This is a genomic window from Bacillus sp. YBWC18 (assembly GCF_002998775.1).
In the GTDB taxonomy this organism is placed as follows: domain Bacteria; phylum Bacillota; class Bacilli; order Bacillales; family Bacillaceae; genus Bacillus.
In genome coordinates this window covers 136,161-157,143 of sequence record NZ_PVRI01000006.1, presented here as the reverse complement: position 1 = coordinate 157,143, position 20,983 = coordinate 136,161, and the positions used below count along the sequence as shown (strand labels likewise).

Sequence of the window (20,983 nt, the reverse complement as noted above, 5' to 3'; positions counted from 1 at the left end):
TGACAAGTGCGGTTCTGTTTTATGCTTCTACTTTATTGAAGAATTGTGGTAAATATTCTTTGTGTGCTTCTAGCATTTCATCGAGGATGCTTTTTGCAATCGCATCTGATGGGACGAGCGGGTTGATCGTCATTGCGACAAGGGCTGTGTTGTAATCGCCTGTCACGGCTGCTTCAGCGGCAACACGTTCAAAGGATTTAATTTGAGAAATGAGTCCTTTGACAGCGACTGGCATTTCACCAACAGCGATTGGTTTAGGACCGTCTTTTGTGATGACGCAGTTGAGTTCAACGGCAGAATCATTTGGAATGTCACTGATGGCACCATTGTTGATGGTGTTCACAGGCTGAATGTCATGCTTGTCGTTATAAATGGATGCAATCAAGTTACAAGCCGCATCACTGTAGTAAGCACCGCCTCGTTTTTCAAGCTGTGGCGGTTTGATATCAAGATCAGGATCTTTGTAAAGCTCGAACAGGTCATTTTCTAGTGCACGAACGACTTCTGCACGAGTTCCTTCATTCTCTGCTGCTTTCTTTTCTTCAGCCAGCATATCACTTGTTTTGTAGTAGTAGCGGTGATATGGACATGGAATGACGCCAAGCCCTTTTAAGAAATCTGCATTCCACGGAATGGCTTGAATGTTGTTCATCGACATGCTGGAGTTTGGATCTGCCATGTCTTCGATGACTTGATCCATGATGCTTTTGCCATCTAAGAATACATTGAGTCCAAAGACCATATGGTTTAATCCAGCAAAGCTGACTTCGACTCTGCTTGCGTCGACATCAAGTCCTTTGGCGATTCCCATGCGAATACCGATTGGCACGTTGCATAAACCAACGACTTTGCGATGGTTTGAATAGCGAAGAACGGCTTCTGTGACCATACCAGCTGGGTTGGTGAAATTCACAAGCCATGCGTCTGGGCACAGTTCTTCAATATCTTTGACAATATCAAGAATGACTGGAATGGTGCGAAGTCCTTTGAATAGACCTCCTGGACCATTCGTTTCTTGACCAATGACATCATATTTTAAAGGAATGCGTTCATCCTTCATACGTGCTTCAAGAAGTCCGACACGGAATTGTGTTGTGACGAAATCAGCGCCCGCAAGCGCTTTCCGGCGATCTAATGTTAAATGAACCTCGATTGGAAGTCCTGCCTTTTTCACCATGCGTTTTGCAAGATTTCCGACGATTTCAAGCTTCTCTTTTCCCGCTTCAATATCGACAAGCCAAAGCTCGCTAATCGGAAATTCATCGTATCGTTTAATAAATCCTTCTACAAGCTCTGGTGTATAGCTTGATCCTCCGCCAATTGTGACAACCTTTAATCCTTTTGCCATGTGCTGCACCTCCGAATAATGTAACGCGCAATGTTATAATAGAGAAAAGCCAATTCTTTTGTCTGTACATCTATAGCTTATCGTGAGAGCATCTAGTGCGTAAATGACTTCAGCGTCTTTAGGCAAGGGTGCCCTATTTAGAGATTTGTTACATAAAAGAAACACATTGTGACATGCTGTTGGAGAAAGGAGAAGTCAGATGTTTTCAAGTGAGGTCATTTCCAGCTTTAATGAACTAGAAAGCGCTTTATACCGATATATCATGGAAAACAGTGAAAAGGTCGTGTATATGAGAATTCGGGATTTAGCAGATGCTGCCCATATTTCCACCTCGTCTGTCCTTCGCTTTTGCCGAAAAGTGAATTGTGAAGGCTTTTCAGAGTTTAAAGTGAAACTCAAAATGTATTTAGAATCAGAGCAAACTCCTACTTTAAAAAGCACACAGCACTTTCTATATGAATTTATTGAACGGACACTGAAAGGGGACTTTGAAGGGAAAATTAAGGAGGCAGCAAGGCTCATTGCCGATGCAAAAAATGTGCTGTTTATCGGAACTGGCAGCTCTGGTATTTTGGCACAGTATGGGGCGAGGTATTTTTCGAGTCTTGAGAAATTTTCATTTTACATCAATGATCCGTTTTTCCCGATGAATATGCAGTATTTAGACAATAGTGTCACCATTGTGCTGTCTGTATCAGGGGAGAACCGTATTACGATTGATCATATTTCGAAGTTAAAAAGAGAAGGAAGCAAAATCATTAGTATTACAAACAATCAGCACTGTACGATTTCACGCATTTCCGATTTAAATATTGCTTATTACGTGACAGACGAACGGGTTCACAGAGCCAATATTACGACACAGACGCCAGTTGTGTATATTTTAGAAGCGATGGCTCGTGACATGTTCGCGATGTTAAAGGAAAAGTAAAAGAGCCGCTGCATGAATCAGCCGCTCTTTTTTTTCTGTCTCATAAAAGCGAGGATGGCAATCCCCGAACAGATGAGTACAAACAAACCGCCTAGCAAATACACAGTCCTCGCTCCGAATGCATCTGCAATCAATCCAACAAAGAAAATAGATAAACCGACAGATACAGAAGAAAGGACGTAATGAGCCGAGTACACCTTTGATAAATCTCGGACGGGCGTTTCCGTTTGAAGAATGGTTTGCTGCGAAACATCCCGAATTTGATAAGCAGGCCCCATCAAAATGCAAAGCAGCAAAGCAAGCCACGGCAGGCTATTCAGTGAAAAGACAATAGTCAGCACTGCATAAATGAATGAACCAGCTGCCATAAAGAGAAGAAGCTGCTTTTGAATCAACCGGCTTATCCACGCAGCCAAGAGCCCACCTAGAATGGCGCCTGTATAATAAGCGGCATTGATAAACCCCCACCAATCTTCACTTTCGTTTAAATCTTGTGTTACAAAGGCAAGCGTAATCGCCCCGATCCACACAGCACCCGCTATATTTTCACACACATCCATAAAGGTCAGGGTGCGAATTGTTTTGTTTGTCCAAATGATCGTCCAGCCATCCTTGAAACTGTTCATCTTATTTGCTTTTCGAACCGTGTCTTCTTGCTTGAGAAGAGGAAAAACAGGGATGAAAAACAAATAAGACAACACAATCATGAAACAAGTAATCCACATTAAATAAAAAGGACCAATCAACAGGACGAGCATTCCAGTAAACGAATAACCGGCGATTTGCACCGTTTGATGAAAAATGGAGGCTGTACTGTTCGCTTTCACAAGCTGATTTGCTGGCACAAGCATCGGCATGATGGCCTGTAATAAAGGACTGATGAATCCACCTGTGATGGAAATGAGAATAAGCGCACCAAACAGCCAGACCATATGCTGCTGAAAGAAATGAAATTGGGCTGTAAACACGATGAGCATCACAAGACGTAAAAGAGGGACCCATTTCAACAGCCGACCCGCTTGAAAGTGATCGGTCAAAACAGGAGAGATGAGCCCAGCTAATAGCTGGCATAGCGTTCTTATTAGCGGAAATAGAGCCGCATAGGCAACAGATTGTGTATCTTGATAGATCACAAACGTGATCGTCATCACAAATAGAATATCACTTAGCATGAGAAGGCTTTTACTGCCTGTATAATACCAAAACTTGTTTCCCATATCCAACCGGCTCCTTTTCAAAAACAAGTTCAGTATAGCATGGTGATGAAGGACCCAGAGGCTTTTCATTGAAAAATACATCTTAAGGATGAGAGGATTGTGATAAGCTAAATGAAAGACATCGCAAGGAAAGGGGTTCAAATCAATGAAAGTACTGCCAGCACATGAATTCTTGAATCAGCACAGCATCCCATATGAGATCAAAACATTTTCTTCCGAAACAGAGAAGGGAGCCGCAAATGTAGCAGCAGCCCTTGGTTTTCGTGAGAGACAAATGATTAAGACATTGATTTTTGAAACAGGGGAAGGAGAGCAGCTGCTTGTGATGGTTGGCGCAGACCAGCATATTAAGTCAGGGAAACTAAAGAAAGCGGCCGGCTCCCGTAATATTAAAATGGCATCACCAGAGAAGGTTCTGGAAGTGACGGGCTACCGAATTGGCTCGATACCGCCATTTTGCTGGCAGCCAGAAGGCTTCCGCACCATCATCGAAGCTTCGTTATTAGAGGAAGAGGTATTAGGCGTTGGAGCAGGCGAATGGGGAAATGAAATCCTCATCACACCAGAACAATTAGTGAAAGCCTCAAAGGCTGTACCGTATGACATTGTTCAACCAGCCGAATAGAAAAAAAGTGCCTGTTTCTTATGCAGGCACTTTTTTAATTTGCAGCAGGCGCCTTAAATGGACCGATATCTTTCATTTGCAGAAAGGCATCCACTGTTCTATTTTCTTCAAGATCATTCGCCCGTTTGCAGATAACAACGGGTCTGACGATTTCTATGCCTTCGATATATACGCGCCCAATCTCTTTCCGCTTGAGACTGCCTTGAACCGCATCACGGGGAACAAGTGTGATCCCATAGCCAGCTTTGATCATTTGAATCGCTTCATGAACACCGCTGAATTGTAAATCAACAGTCGGTTTTTTAATTCCTTTCGAGGTGAAAAGGGAAAAGAGCTTATCTCTTGTGGAGCTGCCTTCTTCACGCATTAAAAAAGGCTCCAGGCTCAGGCGCTCTAGCGGGACGGTTTTTCCGTTTAACGGATGGTCTGCTGGCACAATAAAATCATAGCTTAAATTCGTCAAATGGGAGGTAACGATCTCCTCATGATCCAAATCTTCAATTACAGCGATGGCCACATCTGATTCATATTGAAGCAGGCTGTCTATCACTTGAGCGGAGTTTCCGCTTTTTAATTCAATTTCTGTCTGTGGTGAAGACGATTTAAAAGCAGCGAGCCAATCAGGCAGTAAAAAGTTGAGTGGTACGTAGGTAGAAGCGATGCGGAGGCGTCCCTTTTTCCCGTTTTGTAATAGTGTGATCTGATATTCTACTTCCTTTTCAGCCTCGAACACTTGCCGGGCATAAGGATACAGCATCTTTCCCATTTCTGTGAGCGCAATTCCTCGGCCGTTTCGTTTAAAAAGGCGAAAACCGATCTCTCGTTCAATGCTTCTAAGCTGAGCCGTCACAGCTGGCTGTGTCAAAGATAGTGCGTCTGCTGTTTGTGTGACGCTTTTAGTCTCTGCGACCTTTGCAAAAATCCGAAGGGCATGTAAATTCAACTTTGCACCACCTATCAATTATTTTAATGGTTTAATCAAAAACATTCATTAGATTTATTATAAAGCATCCCTTATCGTAAAGATAGCGAAGGGGGAAGGGAAAATGGATCATCGTCAAAAGCAAGTTGTGTCAATATCGCTCATCACAGCATTTGCACTTATTGGGGATTCAATGCTCTATATTGTTCTTCCAGTCTATTGGAAAGAGATTGGTTTATCATCTATTTGGGAGGTCGGGTTACTGCTATCCATCAACCGATTCATTCGCATTCCGCTAGCGCCTGTCGTTTGGTGGCTCTATCGCTATATCCCAATGAAGACCGGTGTATTAATGGCGATTTTGATCGCGTCAGTGACCACGGCATTATATGGGATGAGTGGTTTTTGGCTGCTGCTGATCTGCCGCTGCGCATGGGGGCTTGCTTGGACGTTACTCCGTATGAGCGGGATGAGGGTTTTGGCTGAAATGGACGAAGGCTCACAAGGACATTTGACGGGTCTTTATAATGGGCTTTACCGGCTTGGCAGTTTATTTGGTATGTTATTTGGCGGGATTTTCGCCAGCTTGTTCGGCTTCCAGTCCATGACGCTTGTCTTTGGTTTACTCACATTGATAGGGTGCGTTTTTTATGTATCTTTGGATGAAATTGAAAAGAGAGAAGGCACGCAGATGTATCATGGCATCAAACAGAAGTGGTTTGCACGAGATGTTGTAAAAGTACTGATAACAGGCATGCTGGTCGCACTTATTATACAAGGTTTATTCGCATCCACGCTGAGTCATGTCATTGAAGCAAAGATCGATCAGGATGAATTTGCTCTATTTGGCTTTGTCATCGGAGCTTCGGCTTTAAGCGGTGTCATTCAAGCAATCAGGTGGGGGTGGGAACCATTTGTCGCACCGAGAACAGGCAAATGGTTTGATCGGCTTGTGATGAAGGAACGAATGCTATGCTGGATGTTTCTTTCATTTGGAGGGCTCAGTTTTCTTGGGGTCATGCTGAAGGTAAGCGGCTGGTTTCTATTGATGCTGCTTTTGATTCAGCTGCTGGCAACGATTGTAACAACGTTCACCGATACACTTGCCTTTCAAAAAGCCTCTGCTCAAACAGATAAGAACCGCTTTCTCGCCAGCTATTCTTTTGTTCAAGATATGGGGGCTGCTTTAGGGCCTTTGTGCGGGTATACATTGATCCAGTTTTTTGGAACAAACAGCGTCTTTTGGCTGATGCTCATCATAAGCTTAATGCTTGTCAGCATGTGGGTAAGAGGCGGGCAGCATGTCTCTTCTAGTGCAGTGTAAAAAAATAAAGCGTTATATAAAAAAACTGCCTCATGCAGCTGAGTGCAGGAGGCAGTCATATTCTCTTATTCTAAGTCTGAATCGTAGGCTTTTTGCGTCAGCTGGCTGACAACCTCTTTTAATCCATTTGGTTTATGGAATTCAACAGGTGTGCTTCCTTTTTCAAAGACGATTTGGTCTGCTTCGACGAGCACGACATATCGATTGTTGACCTTCGCAATATGGATCGAGTGGCCAAAGTCCGCTAGAAGCCCTTTGATTTCTGTTTCACCTAGACGCATTTTCATTGTGATATCAGGGGTTTGTTCCACAATGTGAGATGCTGCTAGTGTGACCTGTTCTGTATCGAGTGTTTCTCTAATTTCTCGTTTTTCACTCGCTTCCCATATTTCAAGGTCCTCTTCAAATTGCTTTAATTCTTCACTTTCATCCTGTAATGTTTCAAATACTTGTTCCTGCACCATATTCATGACCTGTGATTTCATGATTTCAGGCATAGATTCCCCGTATTCGACGAATTTCAGAAAGTCCTCAAAATAACGAGCATGTGAGGATTGGTGAATTTTCACTTCGGCTTCCTCTGTCATGCCCTCTTCTGGCATAAACGGATATTGAATCGATTTCATGTTTTTTGTTGTAATGGCCATTTCGACTTTTTTGATCAAGGTAGATGTATCAGCGATAGAAGCCACTTTCTGTTCAAAATCGCATTTCATAATAAAGACAAAGGAGTCATCGAAGTACTTTTTAGGAACGGCAGACGCAACTAAAAAAACGCCGCCTCTGACAGCACTTGTATCTAAATACGTGCGAACAAACTGTTCACTGCATTCATTAAATACTTCTTTTGTATCGGCAAATCTCGTTTGATGAAATAAATTGTAGTTTGGATTTGAATCGAGTTCATGACCGGGTTCGACAATGAATCGGCCAATTTTGGTTGGTACTTGTTCAGATTTAGGGTGTCTGTCCACTTTTCGTTTGACGATTTTTTTCAGCTCGCCATCTAAAAAGTCCTTCAGCTCACTTTGTTCAAATTCCTCTTGATCTAATGTTTGATAATGCTTGAACCGTTTATTTGCTTGTTCATCTTTGCCTTCGATTTCTACGACAAAGAATGATAGAAAACGTATCGTAAAATCCATTGATTGGTCACCACTTTTTCTTCTTCGGATATGTTGAGTATAGAAAAAGGAGTGAAAATCGTCAACGAATGCAGAAATATCGTGTCATTATTTCCCGAGAAATGTTTAGTGAAAAACACTTGATAATAATTATCATTCTTGATAGAATGATAAAAGAAAAGAAGGAACCTGCCAGTTCCTTCATCTCAGAAAAACAACTTATTTTGTTTCAAATGTTTCGCAATCAGTTTCGGCATTGCGAGTCACATCAGTCATTGTGTTTTTACCAATTTTAATGGTAGAAGCAGTACAGCTGTTATCAGCCCAAAAACGGCAAGAGTTCACTTCACAAAGTACGTTTTGTGCCATGAGAATTCACCTCCGTGATTCATATTGAGAATGAAGCAAGCTGCCACTTGAATTCATTCCATCTAGTAGTCTCTTTATAAAAAGAGGCTGTTTTGTGCTGATGATGCACATGTTTATCATACCATCTACCCTGATAATATACAATTTAAACTTTGAAAGAGCGAGAATACAAATCTCGCTCTTTTTTTATTTGTAAAAATAGTTAAATGCTAGGTGGCACCATCTCTCATTTCGACATATGAATAGAGTAGATTCAAAACCTGATGTCGGACAAAGTCTGAGGGTACATGTACTGATTTTCCGCATAAAGATAAGGTTTTCAATCAAAAATTTTCATAGAGAGATGAGGGGAGAAGATGAAAGCAGTCATTCTCTGCGGAGGAAAGGGAACGAGAATGAGTGAGGTCACACAAGCGCTTCCTAAACCACTTGCTATGATCGGAGATCGGCCTATTCTATGGCATATTATGAAAATCTATCAGTATTACGGAGTAGATGAGTTTATCTTATTGCTTGGATATAAAGGAGAGAAGATCAAAGAATATTTTCTGAACTACGACTGGCGGCATCACAGCATGCAGCTGGATATGGCAACAGGAGAAATGAAGCTTTTAGGAAAGTCAGAGAACTGGAAAATCACCTTTTTAGATACGGGTGAGGAGACGATGACAGGCGGACGGTTAAAGCAGGCGCAGGACTACATTGGGGATGAGACATTCATGATGACGTATGGTGATGGACTTGCCAATATCAATATGTTTCATCTGCTGAAGCGTCATCAGGATCTTGGGGCAGCTGCGACTGTCACAGGAATTGAAAAGAAGTCCCAGTACGGGACACTGAAGGTGTATAACGGGATGGCACAATCCTTCTCTGAGAAGACAGACAGTGTCGGGATGATCAATGGAGGGTTTTTTGTGTTGTCTCCAAAGGTATTTGACTATTTGACAGACGGTGATCAATGCGTGTTTGAAGCGGAGCCTCTGCAAAATCTGGCGAATGATGGAGAGCTTGCGGTTTATGAGCACCACGGATTTTGGACAGCGATCGATACGTATAAGAACCTGAAGGAAATCAATGGCATGTGGACAAATGGAAAACAACCATGGAAGGTTTGGTGACGGCATGAGCGGATTTTGGAATGGGAAAAACGTATTTGTGACTGGATGTACAGGACTATTGGGAAGCTATCTCGTCAAGGAATTGATTGATCAAGGTGCAAACGTAACTGGACTTGTGCGTGATCAGGTGCCTCGATCGAATTTATATCAAGGCAGTCAATTCGAAAAGATGAATGTGGTGCAAGGTGCATTGGAGGATATGCAAACGATTGAACGTGCGTTAGGAGAATACGAAATTGATACTGTCTTCCATTTGGCGGCGCAGGCCATTGTTGGGGTCGCAAATAGACACCCTGTTTCTACATTTGAAGCCAATATTTTAGGGACATGGAATGTACTGGAGGCTTGCAGAAGACAGCCGCTGATCAAACGAGTCATCGTGGCATCAAGTGACAAAGCATACGGCGATCAGGAGCAGCTTCCATACGATGAAGACATGCCGCTAAATGGGAAACATCCGTATGATGTATCGAAGAGCTGTGCAGATTTAATTTCTCACACGTATTACAACACATATGGTCTTCCGGTTTGTATTACACGCTGCGGCAATTTATACGGGGGCGGGGATTTAAATTTCAACAGAATCATTCCGCAAACCATCCAGCTTGTGTTAGAAGGAGAGGCACCGGAAATTAGAAGTGACGGGACATTTATTCGTGATTACTTCTACATTGAAGATGCAGTCAAAGCTTATTTGCTTCTAGCTGAGAAGATGGAGGAAAAAGGGCTCGCTGGAGAAGCTTTTAATTTTAGTAATGAAATTCAGCTGACGGTGCTTGAGCTCGTGGATAAGATTTTAAAGGCAATGGGCAGTGAACTGAAGCCGCGTATTTTAAACCAAGGAACGCATGAGATTAAGCATCAATATTTGTCGGCAGAAAAGGCGAGAAAGCTGCTTGATTGGAAGCCTGACTACTCCATTGATGAAGGTTTAGAGAAGACGATTGAATGGTACCGCGAATTCTTTCAAAAATAGAGGTGTAAGTAGATGAACAGCATATATTGTACGGTTCTATCAAGTGGAAGACTTTATCAAGCCATTGCGTTTTTCTTATCATTGAAGCAAGTAGATGATGATGCTGTCATCAAGACGTTATGTATGGATGATGCTGCATTTGATCTGCTTCATCAAATGAATTTTCCTCATGTCGATCTTGTTCATGTACGGGAGCTCGAAACGCCGGAGCTGCTGGAGAAAAAAGAGGAACGGGATGCCTCGGAATATTGCTGGACATTAAAGCCGATTTGGATTGAGTGGTTATTTGAACAGGAGCAGGCAGAGGGAGTAACCTATCTTGATGCGGATTTATTTTTTTATGAGAGCCCGCAAGTGATTTTTCAACATCAGCCGAATGCCTCTGTTTTACTCTCGAGAGGGGATATTGTGATTCCGAGTTTCGATCCCGAGGAAGTGAAGATGCTTCAGAAGCTTTTAGGACGATATAACTCAGGCTTCCTGTATTTTAAAGGAGATGAAGCCGGCCGGAAATGCCTCAGCTGGTGGAAAGAAGAATGCTTGAAGGAATGCAAAAATGCGCCGGGAGAAGGCAAGTTTGGCGATCAAGGATATCTGGATCATATGCCGAAGCTGTTTGAAAAAGTGGAAGATATTCAAACAAAAGGCGTGAATATTGGTCATTGGAATTATGGGCAGCATTCTTATCGGGAAGAGAATGGACGTATTTTGCTGGAGGATGGGCATCCGCTCATTTGCTATCATTTCAGCGGCTTTCGCATCGTGAGTAAGGATGAGATGCAGCAAATTCATGAAAAAGGGAGAAATGATCTGCCGTTTTTCCAAGAAGCCTATCGAAACGTGCTGCGCCATGTGATTGAATCTGTTGAGCAGGTCGATCCGCTGTTTAACGGCTATGCCAAATTGGAGGGGGATGACGCATGAATGAGAAGCCAAAGGTAAGCGTCATTATTCCAAGCTATAATGCCAAAGAGCGTTTAGAAGGGAGTCTTTTTTCCTTAACGCTTCAGGATACGGATATTCCATTTGAGGTCATTGTCGCTGATAATGGGTCAACGGACGGCACGATGGAAATGCTTGAGAACATTGAGGTGAATTTCCCGTTTAAAAAGGTACGTATTCCTGTCAATCAAGGGATTGCCAAGGGTCGCAATCATGCCATTCGCGAGGCGGAGGGAGACCTGCTAATATTCCATGACAGCGATATGCTGGCAGAGCCGCAATTTATTCAAAAGCATGCGGAAGCACATGCTGTTCATGAAGACCTTGTGATTTGTGGTGTATGCTGGAAGCGGATTTATCGTTATTTTTACGAAGCATTTGATCAGGATCATATCAATCGGTTGAAAAAGCAAGGCTTGTATAAGCGGAAAATGAAAGATAAAACGCCTCTTTTATCAATGAAGGAAGTTGAAAATGGTGCATTTCTAGAGAAAAGCTTCGATTTGCAGTCTGAGTTTATTGATATTCTCAAAGACATTTTGCGCACGTATAACTATGATTTAGGCTCTTATGAGCTGCCGTGGCGATTTTTTATTACGAATAACTCCTCTGTCAAACGTAAGCATGTCATGGCACTCGGGATGTTTGATGAAAATATCGTTCGGTACGGGTTTGAAGATTATGATTTAGGAATTCGTCTGCATCAGCTTGGTCTCTCGTTTGAATTGCGAGAGGATATCATGAGTGTGCATCAGGAGCATCCAAGTAATTTAACTTCATTTGATGACATCAAATATAACATTTTGTATATGTGCGAGAAGTACAACAATATTGATGCCATTGATGTCCATTTGGCTTTCTCTGGTCCATTTTCTCACACCGTCACAAATGACATTGTGAAAGAGGTCCGGCAGCTGCGTGAAAAACCGGCATTCGATGGTCTGCTTTCTTATTTTTTAGAGCTGCTTCATTTGATCACAGAGCGGAATGTAGGCATCAAACGCGATAAAAAAGATCAGCTGACAGCAAAACATGTCCCTTTGAAAAAGCTGTCAGAGGCAGCGCAGCTTGCACGGCAGGAATATGGCTGCACAGTGCTTGTAGAAGCCATTCAAGGGCTGACGAAAGAGCTATTACGCGTTGATTTGTTTCAAGTGGATGTGTTGTAGATGGCATCTTATCATTTTACAACCATTGTGTCGAATACCCATATTTTTAAGCTTTTGGCGCTGATTCATTCGCTTGAACAAACCGCCCATTCATTCAAGCTGTCGGTTTTATGTGCGGACCCATTGGCTTACAAGGTGTTAAGTGAATTCCCTCATCCGCACGTTCAATATGAACAGCTTGAAGACATTGAAGATGACATGCTGCGAAAGGCAAAAGATGATCGGACGTTCCATGAGTATTGCTGGACGTTAAAGCCTGCTTTTCTGCTCAAAATCCTTGAGTCCTCAGAAGCGGATTATCTCGCCCATTTGGATACGGATTTGTATTTTTATCATGATCCAGAGGCGGTATTTGCAGAGAATCCGCTCGCTCATTTATTTTTGACGGATCATATGAATTCCAAGCGGTTCTATCACTTTTATGAGTTGTCTGGCCGCTTTAATACTGGATTTGTCGGCTGCCGCAACACAGATGTTGCCAAACAGGCGGTCACACAATGGAAGGATAACTGTCTTGCACACTGTACAGTAGAAATGGATACAGAAAATAAGACGTATGGAGATCAGCGGTATGTTGAAAGATGGATCGATGATTTTGAAGGGGTCCATGTGGTGACATCTAAAGGAGCCAATGCCGCCATTTGGAATATTGAAAACTACAAGCTTTCAGTTGTGAAAGGGGATATGTATCTCGACGAATGTCCACTCTTGTTCTATCATTTTTCTGCCTTTACGATCATTGATGAGAATACCTTTAATCTTAATTGGTATTACTATATGACTGAACAAAATCTAGTGGATCATCTATATATTCCGTATGCCGATTTGGTTCATCAAAAAATTAAACAGGTGCAAAAGGTCTTTCCAGAATTTCAGCAAGGGTTTATTGCAAAGAAGCACGTTCCTGACACGCATTTTTATGAGATATGAAAAAACCGCTCAATAACTGAGCGGTTTTCTCCTTTTTATGATTCATTCCATTTGGAGATGGTTTGATCGCTAGGTAGTAAGAAGGCCAGGATGCCTAATATCGGTAAAAAGGCGACTCCGATCATGGTAGGCGTTAAACCGAAGGCATCAATGAATGAGCCTAGAGCGACTGATCCAATTGCACCCATACCAAACGCAAGCCCAACAGTTAAACCAGACATTGTGCCAATTTTCCCGGGAAATAGTTCTTGAGCATAAACGACTGTGACAGAGAAGCTTGATGTCAGAATGACCCCAATTAGTCCAAGTAAAACATAAGCAAAAACAGGTCCGGCAAATGGCAGCAGCAGGGCAAGTGGAAAGGATGCCAATAAGGAAATTAAAATCACGGTTTTCTTGCCGAAGCGGTCTGCAAGCGGCCCGCCTAAAAATGTCCCTATTGCACCTAGAATGAGAAATAAGAAAATATAAGTCTGTGATTCTTTAATCGTCAATCCATATTGTTCAATCGCATAAAACGCATAGAAATTCGATATCGCATTCCCATACCAAGAGCGGGCAAAGATGAGAAAGACGATAATGCCAAGTGCTGTGAGTGCTGACTTACGATGAATATCAGATCTTGCAGCTTTTGCTGGAGCCTTTTTCGCTTGAGCTCGAATGGTTTGAAGTCTTCCTGCATACCATCTTGAAATATAAAGAAGGAAACCGACAGCAATCATTCCAACAATCGTAAACCAAGCCACGCCTGGCTGACCGAGAGGGACGAGCATTAATGCAGCGATCAGCGGAGCAAAGGCTTGACCTGTATTTCCGCCTACTTGATAGATGGACTGTGCAAGTCCTCGTCTTGGACCAGCTGCCATGTTGGCAACACGAGAGCCCTCTGGATGGAAAATTGCAGAGCCGAGTCCGATAAAGACAACGCAAAGCAAAATGGTGGCAAAGGAAGGCGCAAACGCAAGCCCGAATATACCGACAGCACTAGAAAATAAAGCAATCGGGAGTGCATAAGGCATCGGCCGTTTATCTGTATACCACCCAATAGCGGGCTGCATGACGGAGGAGACCATATTTAATGTAAAGGCAATCAGCCCTAATTGTGTAAAGGTCAGCCCCATTGAGCGTTCTAAAATAGGGAACATCGCAGGAATAACGGCTTGCAATGTGTCGTTCAGCATATGGCAAATGCCAATAATCAATAATATGGGATAAACCGTTGATCCGGTGACAGAATTTTGTGGTTTCTCCTTTGTACGAGCAGCAATAGCCAATGAGACTTCCTCCTTTCATTCAACTGTTTTCTATTTTGCATTCTTCTCATTTTATTCATAAGGTGAACTATAAAACAATAGCAAATTGTCATGATTTAGAAAAAAGAGACACAAGTGCTTGTGTCTCTAAAGGGTTATTGATAAAAAGATGCGATCACAGGCTTCATTTTTTGAATGACGAGTCCGCTTCCGCCGCGGTTTTTCACACCTTCAATCATGCCGACGAGGACGTAATCTTCTTTTTTAGGATTAAATGCAAGTAAAAATCCATTTTCAGAACCGTCTGTTGCCCCTTGTTTGTTCTTCAGCTCTGCCGTTCCTGTTTTAGCGGCAATATCAGCTCCTTCAATTTGTAAGGAGTGAGCTGTACCGTTTGGACTGGTCACGACCTGAGTCAGTGCGTCTTTCACTGTGTTTGCCGAGTCTTCTTTGATGATTTGTTTTGGTGATGCTGTTTTTTCATCTTGAACGACTCGAGGATAGACAAGCTTGCCTCCTGTTGCAAATGGAGAATAGGCATGTACTTGTTCAATCGGTGACATGAGTAATTCGCCTTGGCCATAGGCAGAGTCAGCAAGTAAGATGTCCGATTGAATGCCATCGTTCGATACTTGTGCTGGTTTCATTGTAAATGGCATGTGCAAATCTTCGCCAAACCCAAATGCTTTTACTTTTTTCTCGTAGGTGTCTTTGCCAATTTCCAGTGCTTCCTGTCCGAAGTAAATATTGTCTGAGTACACGAGGGCATCGACCATATTTACGTTTTCTTTATCGTGAACCCGTGTAATTCGATAATTGCCCCAAGATTGATCCTTTTGCCATTTCATTCCATGAATGGTGCGTACTTTATTAGGTTTTGTGACACCTGTTTCCAGCCCGATGGCCGCTGTAATGGTTTTGAATGTGGACCCTGGTGCATACCGGCTCGCATACCGAGCTTGGAATGGGAGGTCTGGGTTTTCACTGTATACCTGATATTGCTTAGGTGTGATCCCGTTTGTCATGAGATTGACATCGTAGGAAGGGGCGCTGACAAGCGCTAATAGATCCCCCGATGATGGATTCATGATCGTGACAGCCCCTTTTTCACCTTTTAGCTGTTCATAGGTTTTTTTCTGTAAGGAAGCATCAATGGTCAGCTTCACTGTTTTTCCATCTTTTCGATCTGATTTTTGCAATGTTTCTTCAATGCCTGTTTCATCATGGACGATCAGAATGCTTCCGCCATCTTGACCACGCAGGTTTTTGTCAAACGTAAATTCAAGGCCGGTTTTGCCGATGATTTGATCTGCTTTTAATGCCGGATTTCTTTTGATATCATCTGCATTTGCTTTTCCGACATAGCCGGTGAGATGGGCGGCGGCTTCGTTATAAGGATAGTAACGCATTTCCTTCGTTTGATAGGTGACGCCTTTTACATCCTTTGGAATCGGCTTTTGCTCTAACATTGATTTGAGAGGGACAAACGTGTCGTCTGTGACCCATGCTTGTTTCAGCTGATTGTCAATCAGTTCTTCGTCTATATCAAATGCCTTGCTGATTTTTTTGATATTGCGTTCTTTTTCTTTCCCTGTTCCGAGTTTACCTGGGATGATGCCAAGTGCGTTTCCACCAGTTGTTTCTGCCAGCGTACGCCCTTTTCGGTCTACAATGTTTCCACGGACAGCAGGGTCTGATTTGACTTTGATAGTATCTCCCTTCTCCATTTGCGGGAAGATGAGATTTGGCTTCCAGTCCACTTTCCACTTGTCATCTTCTTCTGAGAGAACTCCCTTGTAAGAAAGCTTGTGCAGCTTGCCAAAAGACGTTTTCATTGTCACATCATAGGAAAATTGATACCCATTTCCTTTGTCCTGTTTTTCGACGTTGAGCTTTGATATGTTCAGATCATAAGCACCAATTCCGTTAAAGATATTGTCATATTTTTCGGCTAGTTGTTTTTTTGAGAAGTCATTGGCTTTCAAAGACGTACTCGTTACCTCATCCACCAGCTTCGTAAAGTCTTTCTTCTCCAATTGTTTCGTAAAGGATTCAGCCGCTTTTAAAGCCTCTTTTTCTTTTGAGAAAAGAGTATCTTTTAAGAAAAAGAGAGCAGCTGCTATCACGATGATGCTAAGAAGAGGAATAATGAATTTTTTCTGTTTCCAAAATGATTTTCTTTGATCCTTATACAATGAAAACACCTCAATTTTTGATTAGATCTTCTATATTTTACAGTGATTGCACATGATTTGTATAGTTTCTCCTATGAAAATAGACCAAGGCATCATGTCATGGTCTTGAAAATGGGAGTAAAATGACAGCTGTTTTTATGAAAGATATCTTCATTTTTTCTTATGATTTAAAGGATTTCTTAAGAGATCATCGAATGTGGAAAATTAGAAAAAATATGACAAGCGCTTTCAATAGGGGGGAATTGTTATCGTTTATAAAAAAGTGAATGTAATTGGACTTATTCTTGGACCGACACTCTTCTTGCTCGTTCTGTTTCTCATACCTGAAGATGAATTGACCTATGCTGCGAGGGTAGTCTTGGGCATTACGGCTTGGACGGCAACATGGTGGGTGACAGAAGCACTGCCCATACCTGCAACATCTTTATTGCCCATCATCCTACTGCCGACACTTGGCGGGCTTTCTATGGAACAGACATCAAGGGCTTATGGAGATCCGATCGTTTTTATGTACATGGGAGGATTTATGATTGCTATTGCCATTGAAAAATGGAACTTACATAGAAGAATGGCCTTACACATTTTGAGGGTGATTGGCACAAGAAGTGATCGCATTGTATTAGGTGTCATGATCGCGACTGCTTTTTTATCTATGTGGATTTCGAATGCAGCGACAGCCCTGATGATGCTCCCAGTGGCACTTGCAGTGATTAAAGAGGTCAAGGCTAATGAAATCTTATCTGGTCCATCTCTTGATCGATTCAGTAAAAGCATCTTATTGTCGGTTGCGTATTCAGCGTCAATTGGTGGTCTAGCAACACTTGTCGGATCTGTGCCAAATGCGGTGTTTGCTGCGATGTCAAAAAAACTGCTAGATCGGGAAATTATGTTTTTTGAATGGTTTTTGTTTGGTTTTCCTGTTGCGATGATTCTGCTCATTCTCTTATTTCTGTATTTGACCAAGGTACAGTTCAAGGTAGAGCACACAGGTGAAATGAGTGTAGCGTTCATTCGAAAGGGATTAGAGAATTTAGGAAAAATGAAACAAGAGGAAAAATGGGTGTTTGTTGTTTTTCTCATGACGGCGTTTTTGTGGATTTTTAAGCTCTTTTTGTTTGGAGGGATCACCGTATCTGATACGTCTATCGCCATTTTCGGTGCCATGCTGTTATTTCTCATTCCAGCAACAAATGGAGAGAGAATATTAGAATGGCAGGATATGAAACAGCTGCCGTGGGGGCTTTTGCTTTTGTTTGGAGGTGGGCTTTCGCTCGCTACGGGCTTTGCAGAAACCAATCTAACGGGATGGATTGGGGAAAATCTACAGCATTTAAATGGGCTTTCGTATATCGTGCTGTTGATCATTTTAACGGGAGCGATTTTGTTTATGACTGAAATTATGTCAAATACAGCTGTTGCCAATATGATTATTCCGATTACGGTAGGGCTTGGGCTTGCGATTGGCATGGAGCCATATGGGTTAATGGCTGCGGCTGCTTTGGCTTCTTCATGTGCGTTTATGCTGCCGATCTCCACACCGCCAAACGCCGCTGTCTTTAGTGCGGACGTGCTGAAAATATCTGATATGGTTAGGGCAGGCTTTTGGTTAAATATCATCAGTATTGTGGCGATTGTCCTTGCGGTTTATTTCTGGCTCCCGATTGTGTTTAAAAGCTGAGTGGGTTAAGAAGATGGCTTTGATCGAATCGAGACCGTCGGTGTTTTTGTTTCTTTTGGCTTCGGTGCTGGTGTGGATTTTTTGATGTGAGTGTCCTTTGGCGTGTAATAAGCGTGTTAGATCCAGACATGGTGGACTCAAATTCAGCCAAAAACAGCGTGATTTAAGCAAAAAAAAGAGACCGGGAAACCCCGTGTCTCTTTTCTAATGTGTTTCATTAAGATGACTTTTTCGTCTTGCATAGGTGAAGTAAACAACGACACCAATGGCCACCCAGATAAGGAAGGCTCTCCAAGTCACCCATGAAAGGGTCGTCGCAAGTGTGATACAAATGACCGCACTGATAATCGGAAGAACAGGCACGAATGGTACTTTAAACGCTGCTTTGACATTCGGGTGCTTTTTCCGTAAAACAATGACGGCAATTGAAATCACCGTAAAGGCAGCAAGTGTACCGATACTCACTAAATTCGCAAGCGTCGATAAATTCACAAAACCTACGATACATGCTGCGACAGCACCTGTCAGCCAAGTATTGGCAACGGGTGTTTGCGATTTTGGATGAACCTTTGAGAAAATTTTTGGCATGAGTCCATCGCGGCTCATCGCAAAGGTTAAGCGAACCTGCGCATAGACCAAGGCAATTAAAACCGTTGTGATCCCAATAATGGCACCGGCTGATATGATACCTGCCACACTATGAAGGCCAACGACTTGAAGAGCAAATGCGACAGGGTCACTGACATTCAGTTTCGTATAGTGAACCATGCCGGTTAAGACAAAGGACACACCGATGTATAAAATGGTACAAACACCGAGCGCCCCGATAATGCCAACCGGCATCGCCTTTTGCGGATTTTTGACTTCTTCAGATGCATTGGCGATCGCATCAAATCCGAGATAAGCAAAAAAGACTGTTGCCGCGCCTGCGATCACTCCTTCAAAGCCCATCGGCATAAAGGGTGTCCAGTTTTCAGGTTTGACGTAAGCAAAGCCTGAAATGATAAAGAGAAGGACGATGGCAATTTTGATTAACACAATGATGTTATTCAGCTTCGTGCTTTCTTTGACGCCTCTTGAGACGATAAAGGTGATGAGTAAAATAATAAGTGCGCCTGGAAGGTTAAAGACGGCACCATCAGCGGCTCCAGGTGCAGCTGATAAAGCCTTCGGTATGTGCAGACCGAATCCACTGAGCAGTGATTGAAAATAGGACGACCATCCACTTGCTACAGCAGAGAGCGCAATGACATATTCAAGCATGAGATCCCAGCCCATTAAGAAGGCGAGAAATTCCCCAAGTGTGGCGTAGGAATACGTATAGACGCTTCCTGACACAGGAATGGACGAGGAGAATTCAGCGTAGCAAAAAGCAGCAAGGGCGCATGCGATCGCAGCCAAAATAAAAGATATAATAATCGCAGGTCCCGCATCCTTTGCTGCCGCAACCCCCGTAATCACAAAGATACCAGTCCCGACCACGCAGCCAATGCCAAGCAAGATTAAATCAAACGTATTTAACGATCGGCTAAGCCGCTTCGTTTGACTTTCAAGCATGAGCTGGTCGAGAGACTTTTTTCGAAATAAAGAACTCATGTTGACCTCCTAATGGATAAATCTTTTCGTAAGACGAATGTTAGTATATGCGTAATTGACAATTTAGTCAATTGGTTGAAAAACGCTTTAAATCACTAAAGTGTTAAACATCACAATCGAATTTGTGCATAAAAAGAGACATCCGCTGGCAGGTGGAAGGCGGATGTGGTGACGGGGGATCTATGTCTGTTCAGCAAATATTTTTTCATTGAACAGCACACTTGGATGAGTGGGGTAATGGGCGGAGGAGGCAAGGTGATGTGTCTTGGCTTTTTCCAAATCGCCGAGCTGATAATAACAATAGCAAAGCTGGAGATGTGGATACCACGTTTTATACTGTGTGAGTGTGAAGGCTGTTTCGTTTTCAGGAGCCTTCAGCGCCTGCTCATACCAAAAGATCGCTGCCTGATGTTTATTTTGTATTTTTAGATGATCCCCGATCCGGCAGCAAAATTCTGGACGGGGCTGATCGTATAAGAAAGAACGTAATAATGAGGATAAAGCCGCTTCCTCGAAGCCTACCGCATAATAGCAGTCGGCTAAATATTGGCATGTGCGAATTTCATCCTCAATCCAGCACTGTTTTGTCGCTAAAAATTCATGATAAAAACGAATCGCCCTGACATGCTGCCTGTTATCTTTTAATTCATTGGCAAAGTAAAAGAGATCACGTGGCGTCATGTCCTCTCCTTTTGCAAGCATGTCTTCATAAATTCGAAGATTGCGCCCGGGCTCACCAGTGGTTGTTTTCTTGCGCTTTTGATGTGTGACGGCTATATCGGCTGGAAAGATGTTGCCATACACTTGAAGAAACTCATGTACGGCCCCGTACCACTGAAAGTTCAAGACACGCTTCACAAGGCGATTTCTTCTATATTTAAAATTCACCCGACCGTCTTGATCAAATCCCACATGATAAAACATTGAGACGGCATCCACCGAAGGATCAAGCGTCTCTTTGAGCTGAAGAAATTTTTGACGGTCTTCTTCTAGTAGAACATCGTCTGCATCAAGCCATAAAATATACTCTTTCGTTGCATGTGAGAAAGCGAAATTGCGGGCTTTTGCAAAGTGCTGAACCCATTCGAAATCAAGTACCTGTGCTGAAAAGGAGTGAGCAATCTCCTTCGTACGATCTGTTGACCCTGTATCAACGATGATCATCTCATCTACAATGTCTTGGACAGAGGAAAGGCAGTCCGCTAACACCTCCTCTTCATTTTTCACAATCATACATAAGCTAATGGTTACCATCTTTAGATC

The 20,983-nt window shown here is 42.7% G+C and carries 18 protein-coding genes; 9 read left to right on the top strand and 9 right to left on the bottom strand.

The annotated features are described in order from the left end of the window. Positions 1-19 precede the first annotated feature (19 nt). Positions 20-1,348, bottom strand: coding sequence for a 6-phospho-beta-glucosidase (locus C6348_RS16475; RefSeq protein WP_034664592.1), 1,329 nt, complete (start codon positions 1,346-1,348; stop codon positions 20-22). 199 nt (positions 1,349-1,547) lie between these two features. Between C6348_RS16475 and C6348_RS16470 the strand changes: the two genes are divergently transcribed. Next, positions 1,548-2,279, top strand: coding sequence for a MurR/RpiR family transcriptional regulator (locus C6348_RS16470; protein ID WP_034664588.1), 732 nt, complete (start codon positions 1,548-1,550; stop codon positions 2,277-2,279). Between the two features lie 17 nt (positions 2,280-2,296). Here the strand turns inward: C6348_RS16470 and C6348_RS16465 are convergent, their stop codons facing one another. Next, entirely contained in the window at positions 2,297-3,496 is a 1,200-nt protein-coding gene (locus C6348_RS16465; RefSeq protein WP_106043759.1) for an MFS transporter, read from the bottom strand. A 145-nt stretch (positions 3,497-3,641) separates the two neighbouring features. Between C6348_RS16465 and C6348_RS16460 the strand changes: the two genes are divergently transcribed. Next, on the top strand, positions 3,642-4,121 hold the full coding sequence (locus C6348_RS16460) for an aminoacyl-tRNA deacylase (protein ID WP_034664582.1): 480 nt from the start codon (positions 3,642-3,644) through the stop codon (positions 4,119-4,121). Positions 4,122-4,155: 34 nt separating this feature from the next. On the opposite strand, the gene C6348_RS16455 is transcribed toward C6348_RS16460, so the two are convergent. Continuing rightward, the gene (locus C6348_RS16455) at positions 4,156-5,064 is read right to left on the bottom strand and encodes a LysR family transcriptional regulator (RefSeq protein WP_034664581.1); all 909 of its coding nucleotides are present in this window, start codon (positions 5,062-5,064) and stop codon (positions 4,156-4,158) included. A gap of 103 nt (positions 5,065-5,167) precedes the next feature. Here C6348_RS16455 and C6348_RS16450 point away from each other — a divergent pair, with 103 nt between their 5' ends. After that, the gene (locus C6348_RS16450) at positions 5,168-6,367 is read left to right on the top strand and encodes an MFS transporter (RefSeq protein ID WP_034664579.1); all 1,200 of its coding nucleotides are present in this window, start codon (positions 5,168-5,170) and stop codon (positions 6,365-6,367) included. A 65-nt stretch (positions 6,368-6,432) separates the two neighbouring features. Here the strand turns inward: C6348_RS16450 and C6348_RS16445 are convergent, their stop codons facing one another. Beyond that, entirely contained in the window at positions 6,433-7,512 is a 1,080-nt protein-coding gene (locus tag C6348_RS16445; RefSeq protein ID WP_012009211.1) for a DUF3900 domain-containing protein, read from the bottom strand. A gap of 198 nt (positions 7,513-7,710) precedes the next feature. After that, entirely contained in the window at positions 7,711-7,860 is a 150-nt protein-coding gene (locus C6348_RS16440; RefSeq protein WP_003213883.1) for a DUF1540 domain-containing protein, read from the bottom strand. A gap of 356 nt (positions 7,861-8,216) precedes the next feature. On the opposite strand from C6348_RS16440, the gene rfbF reads away from it, so the two are divergent. From rfbF to C6348_RS16415, 5 genes are read left to right on the top strand one after another with little or no spacing between them, the layout of a single operon-like run. Next, positions 8,217-8,981: a glucose-1-phosphate cytidylyltransferase gene (gene rfbF, locus C6348_RS16435; protein WP_106043758.1), complete on the top strand. Its 765-nt coding sequence runs from the start codon at positions 8,217-8,219 to the stop codon at positions 8,979-8,981. 4 nt (positions 8,982-8,985) lie between these two features. Further along, positions 8,986-9,957, top strand: coding sequence for a GDP-mannose 4,6-dehydratase (locus C6348_RS16430; RefSeq protein ID WP_041816148.1), 972 nt, complete (start codon positions 8,986-8,988; stop codon positions 9,955-9,957). Positions 9,958-9,969: 12 nt separating this feature from the next. After that, positions 9,970-10,881, top strand: coding sequence for a putative nucleotide-diphospho-sugar transferase (locus C6348_RS16425; RefSeq protein ID WP_106043757.1), 912 nt, complete (start codon positions 9,970-9,972; stop codon positions 10,879-10,881). Next, positions 10,878-12,068 carry a glycosyltransferase family 2 protein gene (locus C6348_RS16420; RefSeq protein ID WP_106043756.1) on the top strand — a complete coding sequence of 397 codons (1,191 nt, stop codon included), beginning with the start codon at positions 10,878-10,880 and terminating at the stop codon, positions 12,066-12,068. The genes C6348_RS16425 and C6348_RS16420 overlap by 4 nt, the downstream gene beginning before the upstream one ends. Beyond that, entirely contained in the window at positions 12,069-12,998 is a 930-nt protein-coding gene (locus tag C6348_RS16415) for a putative nucleotide-diphospho-sugar transferase (RefSeq protein WP_095285994.1), read from the top strand. Positions 12,999-13,033: 35 nt separating this feature from the next. Here C6348_RS16415 and C6348_RS16410 read toward each other — a convergent pair whose 3' ends face one another. Further along, positions 13,034-14,272: an MFS transporter gene (locus C6348_RS16410; protein WP_106043755.1), complete on the bottom strand. Its 1,239-nt coding sequence runs from the start codon at positions 14,270-14,272 to the stop codon at positions 13,034-13,036. Between the two features lie 134 nt (positions 14,273-14,406). After that, complete coding sequence (pbp4, locus tag C6348_RS16405) at positions 14,407-16,446, bottom strand: penicillin-binding protein PBP4(5) (RefSeq protein WP_106043754.1); 2,040 nt, start codon at positions 16,444-16,446, stop codon at positions 14,407-14,409. A 262-nt stretch (positions 16,447-16,708) separates the two neighbouring features. Between pbp4 and C6348_RS16400 the strand changes: the two genes are divergently transcribed. After that, positions 16,709-18,124: an SLC13 family permease gene (locus tag C6348_RS16400; protein WP_060595735.1), complete on the top strand. Its 1,416-nt coding sequence runs from the start codon at positions 16,709-16,711 to the stop codon at positions 18,122-18,124. A 204-nt stretch (positions 18,125-18,328) separates the two neighbouring features. On the opposite strand, the gene bcaP is transcribed toward C6348_RS16400, so the two are convergent. After that, positions 18,329-19,720, bottom strand: coding sequence for a branched-chain amino acid transporter BcaP (bcaP, locus tag C6348_RS16395; protein ID WP_106043753.1), 1,392 nt, complete (start codon positions 19,718-19,720; stop codon positions 18,329-18,331). A gap of 180 nt (positions 19,721-19,900) precedes the next feature. Continuing rightward, the gene (locus tag C6348_RS16390; RefSeq protein ID WP_106043752.1) at positions 19,901-20,974 is read right to left on the bottom strand and encodes a tetratricopeptide repeat-containing glycosyltransferase family 2 protein; all 1,074 of its coding nucleotides are present in this window, start codon (positions 20,972-20,974) and stop codon (positions 19,901-19,903) included. Positions 20,975-20,983 lie beyond the last annotated feature (9 nt).